The sequence below is a fragment of the Zavarzinia sp. genome, assembly GCF_049306435.1.
In the GTDB taxonomy this organism is placed as follows: domain Bacteria; phylum Pseudomonadota; class Alphaproteobacteria; order Zavarziniales; family Zavarziniaceae; genus Zavarzinia.
This window is the reverse complement of the sequence record NZ_JBAQRT010000034.1, coordinates 1-8,160: the sequence shown is the minus strand read 5'-3', so window position 1 is coordinate 8,160 and position 8,160 is coordinate 1. Positions and strand designations below refer to the sequence as shown.

General features: G+C 64.3%; 11 protein-coding genes. 7 read left to right on the top strand and 4 right to left on the bottom strand.

Annotation, left to right across the window (positions count from 1 at the left end):
* Positions 1-52: 52 nt before the first annotated feature.
* A complete protein-coding gene (gene dnaK / locus WAZ62_RS01755; protein ID WP_422641811.1) occupies positions 53-1,978 on the bottom strand; it encodes a molecular chaperone DnaK in 1,926 nt (641 codons plus the stop codon).
* 238 nt (positions 1,979-2,216) lie between these two features.
* On the opposite strand from dnaK, the gene WAZ62_RS01750 reads away from it, so the two are divergent.
* Complete coding sequence (locus WAZ62_RS01750) at positions 2,217-2,576, top strand: hypothetical protein (RefSeq protein ID WP_422641810.1); 360 nt, start codon at positions 2,217-2,219, stop codon at positions 2,574-2,576.
* Positions 2,577-2,588: 12 nt separating this feature from the next.
* Here WAZ62_RS01750 and grpE read toward each other — a convergent pair whose 3' ends face one another.
* Entirely contained in the window at positions 2,589-3,161 is a 573-nt protein-coding gene (grpE, locus tag WAZ62_RS01745) for a nucleotide exchange factor GrpE (protein ID WP_422641809.1), read from the bottom strand.
* Between the two features lie 18 nt (positions 3,162-3,179).
* Positions 3,180-4,214: a heat-inducible transcriptional repressor HrcA gene (gene hrcA / locus WAZ62_RS01740; RefSeq protein WP_422641808.1), complete on the bottom strand. Its 1,035-nt coding sequence runs from the start codon at positions 4,212-4,214 to the stop codon at positions 3,180-3,182.
* Positions 4,215-4,386: 172 nt separating this feature from the next.
* Here hrcA and WAZ62_RS01735 point away from each other — a divergent pair, with 172 nt between their 5' ends.
* Positions 4,387-4,593 (top strand): hypothetical protein, encoded by a 207-nt coding sequence (locus WAZ62_RS01735; RefSeq protein ID WP_422641807.1) that lies wholly within the window; start codon positions 4,387-4,389, stop codon positions 4,591-4,593.
* A gap of 225 nt (positions 4,594-4,818) precedes the next feature.
* Here WAZ62_RS01735 and WAZ62_RS01730 read toward each other — a convergent pair whose 3' ends face one another.
* Positions 4,819-5,628 carry a hypothetical protein gene (locus WAZ62_RS01730; protein WP_422641806.1) on the bottom strand — a complete coding sequence of 270 codons (810 nt, stop codon included), beginning with the start codon at positions 5,626-5,628 and terminating at the stop codon, positions 4,819-4,821.
* A 167-nt stretch (positions 5,629-5,795) separates the two neighbouring features.
* On the opposite strand from WAZ62_RS01730, the gene WAZ62_RS01725 reads away from it, so the two are divergent.
* The 5 genes from WAZ62_RS01725 (at position 5,796) to rdgB (ending at position 8,065) form a co-directional block, all read left to right on the top strand.
* Complete coding sequence (locus tag WAZ62_RS01725) at positions 5,796-6,116, top strand: TAXI family TRAP transporter solute-binding subunit (RefSeq protein ID WP_422641805.1); 321 nt, start codon at positions 5,796-5,798, stop codon at positions 6,114-6,116.
* A gap of 93 nt (positions 6,117-6,209) precedes the next feature.
* Positions 6,210-6,446, top strand: a complete 237-nt coding sequence (locus WAZ62_RS01720; RefSeq protein ID WP_422641804.1) for a CopG family ribbon-helix-helix protein — start codon at positions 6,210-6,212, stop codon at positions 6,444-6,446.
* Between the two features lie 30 nt (positions 6,447-6,476).
* Positions 6,477-6,671, top strand: coding sequence for a type II toxin-antitoxin system RelE/ParE family toxin (locus WAZ62_RS01715; RefSeq protein ID WP_422641803.1), 195 nt, complete (start codon positions 6,477-6,479; stop codon positions 6,669-6,671).
* Between the two features lie 72 nt (positions 6,672-6,743).
* A complete protein-coding gene (gene rph / locus WAZ62_RS01710) occupies positions 6,744-7,463 on the top strand; it encodes a ribonuclease PH (RefSeq protein ID WP_422641802.1) in 720 nt (239 codons plus the stop codon).
* Positions 7,463-8,065, top strand: a complete 603-nt coding sequence (rdgB, locus tag WAZ62_RS01705) for an RdgB/HAM1 family non-canonical purine NTP pyrophosphatase (protein WP_422641801.1) — start codon at positions 7,463-7,465, stop codon at positions 8,063-8,065. The genes rph and rdgB overlap by 1 nt, the downstream gene beginning before the upstream one ends.
* Positions 8,066-8,160 lie beyond the last annotated feature (95 nt).

Sequence of the window (8,160 nt, the reverse complement as noted above, 5' to 3'; positions counted from 1 at the left end):
GTCCCCTTACGGGCAACGGCCGGCACGCCACGTCCTGTCGGTGTGCAGCGGATCAGTTGGACTTCTTCTTGTCGTCCACTTCCTCGAAGTCGGCGTCGACCACGTCTTCGCCGTCGGGGGCCGCACCGGCCGAGGCGCCGGCACCCGCCGCCGCGCCCTGGGCCTTTTCCGCTTCCGCCTTGTAGATGGCCTCGCCGATCTTCATCGCCGCATTGGCGAGGGCTTCGGTCCTGGTCTTGATCGCCTCGACATCCTCGCCGGCAAGGACGCCGCGCAGATCGGCGACCGCCGCATCGACCGCCGCCTTGTCACCGGCGTCGATCTTGTCGGCATGTTCGGTCAGGTTCCGCTCGGTCGAATGGATCAGGCCTTCGGCGCCATTGCGGGCCTCGACCAGTTCCTTCTTCTTCTTGTCCTCGGCGGCATGGGCCTCGGCGTCCTTCACCATCTTCTCGATGTCGGCATCGGAAAGACCGCCCGAGGCCTGGATGCGGATCTGCTGTTCCTTGCCGGTGCCCTTGTCCTTGGCCGAGACCTGGACGATGCCGTTGGCGTCGATGTCGAAGGTCACCTCGATCTGCGGCGCGCCGCGCGGCGCCGGCGGAATGCCCATCAGGTCGAACTGGCCGAGCAGCTTGTTGTCCGCCGCCATCTCGCGCTCGCCCTGGAAGACCCGGATCGTCACCGCGCTCTGATTGTCATCGGCGGTGGAGAAGGTCTGGCTCTTCTTGGTCGGGATCGTCGTATTGCGCTCGATCAGGCGGGTGAAGACGCCGCCCAGGGTCTCGATGCCGAGCGACAGCGGCGAGACGTCGAGCAGCAGCACGTCGCGGACGTCGCCCTGCAGCACGCCGGCCTGGATGGCGGCGCCCATGGCAACGACTTCGTCCGGGTTCACGCCCTTGTGGGGCTCCTTGCCGAAGAAGCTCTTCACGATTTCCTGGATTTTCGGCATCCGGGTCATGCCGCCGACGAGGACAACCTCGTCGATCTGGCCGGCCGACAGGCCGGCGTCCTTCAGGGCCTTCTGGCAGGGCTCGATGGTGCGCTGGACGAGATCGTCCACGAGGCTCTCGAACTTGGCGCGGGTCAGGCGCAGGGTCAGATGCTTCGGGCCGGTCGCATCGGCGGTGATGAACGGCAGGTTCACCTCGGTCTGCATCGCCGACGACAGCTCGATCTTGGCCTTTTCCGCGGCCTCCTTCAGGCGCTGCAGGGCGAGCTTGTCCTTGCGAAGATCAATGCCGCCGTTCTCGCGCTTGAATTCGTCGGCCAGATAGTCGACGAGGCGCATGTCGAAATCTTCACCGCCGAGGAAAGTGTCGCCATTGGTCGACTTCACCTCGAACACGCCGTCGCCGATCTCGAGCACCGAGACGTCGAACGTGCCGCCGCCGAGGTCATAGACCGCGATCACCTTGCCGTCCTGCTTGTCGAGGCCATAGGCGAGGGCCGCCGCGGTCGGCTCGTTGATGATGCGCAGCACTTCGAGGCCGGCGATGCGGCCGGCGTCCTTGGTCGCCTGGCGCTGGGCGTCGTTGAAATAGGCGGGGACCGTGATCACGGCCTGGGTGACGGTCTCGCCCAGGAAAGATTCGGCGGTTTCCTTCATCTTCTGCAGGATGAAGGCGGAAACCTGGCTGGGGCTGTATTTGGTGCCGCGAATATCGACCCAGGCATCGCCATTGTCCGCCTTGACGATATTATAGGGCACCATGCCCTTGTCCTTCTGGGTCATCGGGTCGTTGAACGAGCGGCCGATCAGGCGCTTGATCGCGAACAGCGTGCCTTCGGGATTGGTGACGCCCTGACGCTTGGCCGCCTGGCCGATCAGGCGTTCGCCATCGCCGGAAAAGCCGACCATGGACGGGGTGGTGCGAGCGCCCTCCGCGTTCTCGAGCACCTTGGGCTTGGCGCCATCCATGATCGCGACGCAGGAATTGGTGGTGCCAAGGTCGATACCGATAACCTTACCCATGACTCTCTCCTTTTCGGCAGGCATCGGCGGCCCGAACGGCACCGGCAATGCCCCCTGATTTCCGGGAACGGGCGAAGGAGGCCGAAAATGCCCCCGTTCGCGCTGTGGCTTATATAGGGCGGGATTTTTGAGGCCGCAACGGGCGGCAAGAGGTTCCGTGATTTGCGTGATGAAAAAAACGTCAGCGCCGCCGCTCTTGCCTCGAACCCCGCCCCGAAGGCAGGCTGAACGGGGATCGATGGCGGTATCGGCGGGGGTGGCGGTGAAGACGGTGCAGCACGACACGGCCTTGTTCGAAGCCGTTTTCCTTGAAGCCGCGACGATCGACCCGGAAGTCCGCCGGGGGAGCATGTTCGGTTGTCCGGCGGTCTATCACGGCCGTCGCATGGCGCTTTGCGTCTTCGGCACCGAGATCGCGCTGCGGGTTCCGCAAGCGGTGGCGAGCGCGGCGGTCGACACGGGCCGCGCCCATCCGTTCCAGCCCTTCGGCCGCAGCCGGATGCGGGAATGGATCGCGCTCGAGGGCGGAATCGCCACCCTCGAGCGCCATCGCGACCTTGCCGTGGCCGCCATCGCCTTCGCCCGCGACAACGGCTGAGGCTGGTCGCGGTTACGCCGTCTGGTCGACCGGGGCGACCGGGGCCTCGGCCTTGGCGACGCCGACCTTGGCCGCGCGCAGCAGGCGGTCGTGGATCTGGTAGCCGGTCTGCACCACCTGGATGATGGCGCCGCCCGGCTGGCCGGTACCGGGGATCTCGAACAGGACTTCGTGCTTGTTCGGGTCCGCCTTCTCGCCCAGGGCCGGGGCGATGCGGGTGATTGAGGCCTTTTCGAAGGCGGACAGCAACTCGCGCTCAGTCATCTCGACGCCGGCCAGCAGGTTGGCCACCGCCTCGTCGCCGGTGCGAGCCTCGGCCGGCACGGCCTCGATCGCGCGGCGCAGGTTGTCGGCGACCGAGGTCAGGTCGCGGGCGAATTTGGTCACGGCATATTTCGCCGTGTCCTCGCGCTCGCGCTCGCTCCGGCGGCGGATGTTCTCCGCCTCGGCGAAGGCGCGCAGCAGCTTGTCCTTGAGGTCGGCGACTTCGGCCTGCAGGCTCTCGACCGTGGGGCCGGCGGGGGGCTCGGCCGGGGCTTGAGCGTCGGTCGGGGTCGGGTCGATGTTTTCGGTCTCGGTCGTCATTTCGGGTCCACGATACAATCAGGTCATCAGGCGGCCGATCATCCTCGCGGTGTAATCCACCATGGGGATGACGCGCCCGTAATTCACTCTCGTCGGCGCGATCACGCCGATCATGCCGACGATCCGCTCGTCCTTGCGCCGGAAGGGCGCGACGATGAGGGACGAGCCGGACAGGCTGAACAGCTTGTTCTCCGAACCGATGAAGATGCGCACCCCATCGGCGTCCTGCGCCAGCTCCATCAGTTGGAGCACGTCGCGTTTGGATTCAAGATCGTCGAACAATTGCCGCACCCGCTCGAGATCCGCAAGCGCGGTGAGATCGTCCAGCAGCCGGGCGCGGCCGGAAACGATCAGCGTGTTGCGTTCCTCGTCCCCCGCCCAGGTGGCAAGGCCCGCCTCCACCACCTTGGCGGCGAGCAGGTCGAGTTCGGCGCGGCGCTCGTCGATCTCGCTCAGGATCCGGCTGCGCCCCTCGGCCATGGTGCGGCCGCCGAGCCGGGCGGACATGTAGTTCGAGGCTTCCTGCAGCGCGCTGGGGGTCAGGCCCGCCGGCACCTCGACGATGCGGTTCTCGACCGAGCCGTCTTCCGAGACCAGCACGGCCAGCGCCCGCCCGGGGCCGAGATAGACGAATTCGACATGGGACAGCGCCTTGTCCGTCTTCGGCGCGACGACGAGGCCGGCGCATTGCGACAGGCCGGACAGCTGTTTCGTCGCCTCGGTCAGCAGGTCCTCGACCGATTTGCCGGCGGCGGCACCATGGGCCTCGATCGAGCGGCGCTCGTCCTCGGTCAGATTGCCAAGTTCAAGGAAACTGTCGACGAAGATGCGAAGCCCGGCCTGGGTCGGCATCCGCCCGGCCGAGGCATGGGGGGAATAAAGCAGGCCGGCATGTTCCAGATCCTGCATCACATTGCGGATCGACGCCGGCGACAGCGCGATGCCCAGGCGCTGGGCCAGGGTGCGCGAGCCGACCGGCTCGCCCGTCTCGAGGTAAGCCTCGACGATGGTGCGGAAGATCTGGCGTGAACGCTCGTTCAGCTCCTGGATCATTCCCGTTTCCTGACATGGTGCTTGAGCCCCGCACTGTAGGAAGTGGGGGAGGGGGCGTCAATCAGCGCGCCGCTTCCCCGGGGGGCAAGGGGTGGAGGGGCAAGGGGTGGACTCGCCGCGCGGACAGGCGTTCACTACCCGTCCCCAAGACGAACACAGACGGAGTCACGCCATGACCTACTGGGACGTCCTCGCCCGCGACCGGGCCAACCGCGAAACCGCCGCCGCCCTCTCGCCCATCCTGCGCGCCGCCGGCCCCGCCAAACCCACTCCCGTCCTCGCCGACGCCGACCGCACCATCGCGGCCTTACGCGAAACCGTGACGGTGCAGGCGAGGGAAATCGCGAAGCTGAAGGCGGAGATCGCCGCCCAGCATTGAGGGGGGAGGGGTGCAAAATCGGCTGTGGCGGGCCAGACAAGGCCCGCCACGCTGCAGCGAGAGTATACTAAATGTGAGGATTCAATATTAAGTCGCTAGTGTATCGGGGCCGCCCAATTTGGGTACCGTGCCCCGAATGCGCTCCCGTTACCATGTCTCTGCTGGAGGGGCGGGGGCGATTCTGTGACGTAATACCACCATATCGCCAGCCTCGTCGGCTGTTAATCAGAGGCCCAATTTGAGCTCAAGGCTCACGGAGTCAGTTGGTAGACCAGAAATCTCGGCGATTTTCATTCGAGCAAACGTCAATATATCAGAAATTGTTCGAAAGTTATATTCAGTTGTATTTTTATCATTGAATATTATTTCTGTATTAACAATTTTATCTTCATGAATAATATTATTTTCGTCTGCCTCTAGGCTATCAATTGTAAAATGTGCGATTGCAGGATAATCCGCCGCAAGTCCGTTACCAACATGACTTGCCATTTTATTGTTGTCTTTATCGAGCATAATCCACATGCCGTAATTATCGCGCACGGTGTGCCCATTGCTGATACGGGCTGCATAAGAAGCATTAAAGCGATTTCGTACTTCATCCGCTGGGAAAATATAAACATCGATGCTCTGAGGATTTTCGCGGTCATTAACGGCCGACACCAATACGAGATCGACATCGTCTAGCGTTTTCCATCGAGTGCCATTCTCAAGCGGCGGGAATGCAATCCAGCGATCCTGCGTTGTCCGGATGCTAAGAATCTTGGTCTCGCCGTTTTTTGTCGCCTCGTAAGTGTTGGAAAGGCCTCGGCCTGGTTGGCGCTTAAGTGAATAGCCTGCTTGTTCCGCCCCCTTGATTGCGCCGCGCACCATGAGGTGCCACGCCGTGTTGGGGTTCATCTGCTTCAATCTGCTCGCCATAATTAGTGCCTCGATAATTTGTTTTGGAAATGGCATCGGGTTAGGATGCCTATACAGAATACACGGATTAAATGGTTTGGCAACACCGTTTGTGCACGAAGCCAATATAAGATCCACGTATAACTCATTGCGTGCGTCAGCAAGGGGGCGAATTGAGGGGGCGCACTCCAATAGTGTCCCCACATTACCCCCCACCCACGCCCTATTGATCCGCCACCGATCCCCTACAAGCATCGCTTGGGGAAACGGGGGATCGGCCATGAGGGGAATGATTCGGTCTGGTCGTGGCGGCTGTGTTGGCGCTGGGGCTCGGTCCGGCACGGGCGGAGGAGAGCCGGTATTTCTCGATCGCGACGGCGGAGGAGGCGGGCACCTATTTTCCCGTCGGGCAGGCGCTCGTGGCGGCGGTGAGCGCGCCGCCGGGGTTGGTGGTCTCGGCCGTATCGTCCAACGGCTCCATCGCCAATGTCGAAACGATCACAGGCGGCGGGGCGAAGTCGGGTCCCGTGCAGGCCGATGTACGTCTGATCCTGAGCGCGGCAGACCTGAGCGAGCGGGATTTCGCCGCCGAATATTACAAGGCCGACCTAGCCGCCCGGCATTGAGGGGGCTGCCTGGCAGTTTCTTCGGTTCGGGATGAAAATCCAGAGTGCTAACATCGGGCCTGATCGAATTTCAGGCCGATAGGGGACTACGGAATGCCCACAGCCCCGACCATCCGTCTCGACGATGAAACCGCCGCCGCCCTCGACCGGCTTACCGACCAGACCGGCCGGCCGCGCCAATGGCTGGTCGCACAGGCGATCGCCGATGACCTGACAGTCAATGCCTGGCAGGTGGAGCGCATCAAGGACGGCCTGGCCGCGGCGCATCGAGGCGATTTTGCTTCCGACGAGGAGATGGCGGCCATCGCGCGCAAATTCGCGCCGCGCTGATCATGCGCGTCCGCTGGACCATTCCGGCTCTTGACTTCGATCCTCGAAACCGTGGCCCGGTTGTCCGAGCATCCGCATCTCGGAAGGGCTGGCCGTGTCGCTGATACCCGAGAATTGGTGATTTCGAGGACGCCCTATGTCGCAGTCTATTCGGTTGGACCTGACGCCATCGATATTCTCGCCGTGTTTCACGGTGCGCGGCGCTGGCCTCCCGACGCACCCTGATCAAGTGAGGGGTGCAAGCGGGGCGCCGAGAGGTTAAAAGGGCGGCCGGACATCTTCAGCAGGAAAAACCTCATGCGCGCAGAGGGCCGTCAGGCCGACCAGTTGCGGCCGATCAGCCTCGAGCCCGGCTTCTCGAAACATGCCGAAGGCTCGTGCTTCGTGCGCTTCGGCGATACCCATGTGCTCTGCACCGCCTCGGTCGAGGAGCGCGTGCCGTCCTGGCTGCGCGGCCAGGGCCGGGGCTGGGTCACCGCCGAATACGGCATGTTGCCCCGCTCCACCCACAGCCGGAACGACCGCGAGGCCGCCAAGGGCAAGCAGTCGGGCCGGACCCAGGAAATCCAGCGCCTGATCGGCCGGGCCCTGCGCGCCGCCATCGACCTGAACAAGCTGGGCGAAGTGTCGATCAAGATCGACTGCGACGTGATCCAGGCCGATGGCGGCACCCGCACAGCCTCGGTCACCGGGTCTTATGTCGCGCTTTATCAGGCGATCGAATTCCTGATGAACAAGGGCGCGCTCAAGGAAAACCCGATCCGGACCGAGGTCGCCGCCGTCTCCTGCGGCATCGTTGGCGGCAGGGCCTTGCTCGACCTCGATTATTCCGAGGATTCGGGGGCGGAGGCGGATGCCAATTTCGTCCTGACCGGCACCGGCCAGATCATCGAGATCCAGGGCACGGCGGAAGCGGCGCCCTTCTCGCCCGAGGAGTTCGCCAATCTCTTCGCCCTGGCGCAGAACGGCATCACCCGCCTCGTCACCTATCAGCGCCAGGCGCTCGGCCTGTTCTGATGCGGCTCAGCGGCAAGCTGGTGGTCGCCAGCCACAATGCGGGCAAGGTGCGGGAGATCGCCGAACTTCTCGCCCCCTTCGGGATCGAGCCGGTCTCCGCCGGCAGCCTCGGCCTGCCCGAGCCGGAGGAGACGGAGACGACATTCACCGGCAATGCCGAGCTGAAGGCGAAGGCGGCGGCCCTGGCCTCGGGCCTGCCGGCGCTGGCCGATGATTCCGGCCTGTCGGTCGAGGCGCTGGGCGGCGATCCCGGCATCTATTCGGCGCGCTGGGCCGGGCCGGACAAGGATTTCGCCCTGGCCATGGCGAAGATCGAGCGGTTGCTGCGGGAGAAGGGCGCCCTGACGCCCGAGGCGCGCCGCGCCTTCTTCACCTGTGCCCTTGCCCTCGCCCGGCCGGACGGGACCTGCACCACCTTCGTCGGTGAAGTGCATGGCACGCTGGTCTGGCCGCCCCGGGGCACCAACGGCTTCGGCTATGATTCGATGTTCCAGGCCGATGGCATGACCGAGACCTTCGGCGAAATCGAGGCGGCGGCGAAACACGCCATCAGCCACCGCGCCCTCGCCTTCGCCAAGCTGGTCGAGAGCCTGACGCGGTGATGCCCGGCCTTGCCCACCTCACCCCCCGCCCACTCCCCCCGCCAGCGGGCGGAGAGGGTGCCATGTCCCCCCTCTCCGCCCGTCAGGGGGGAGAG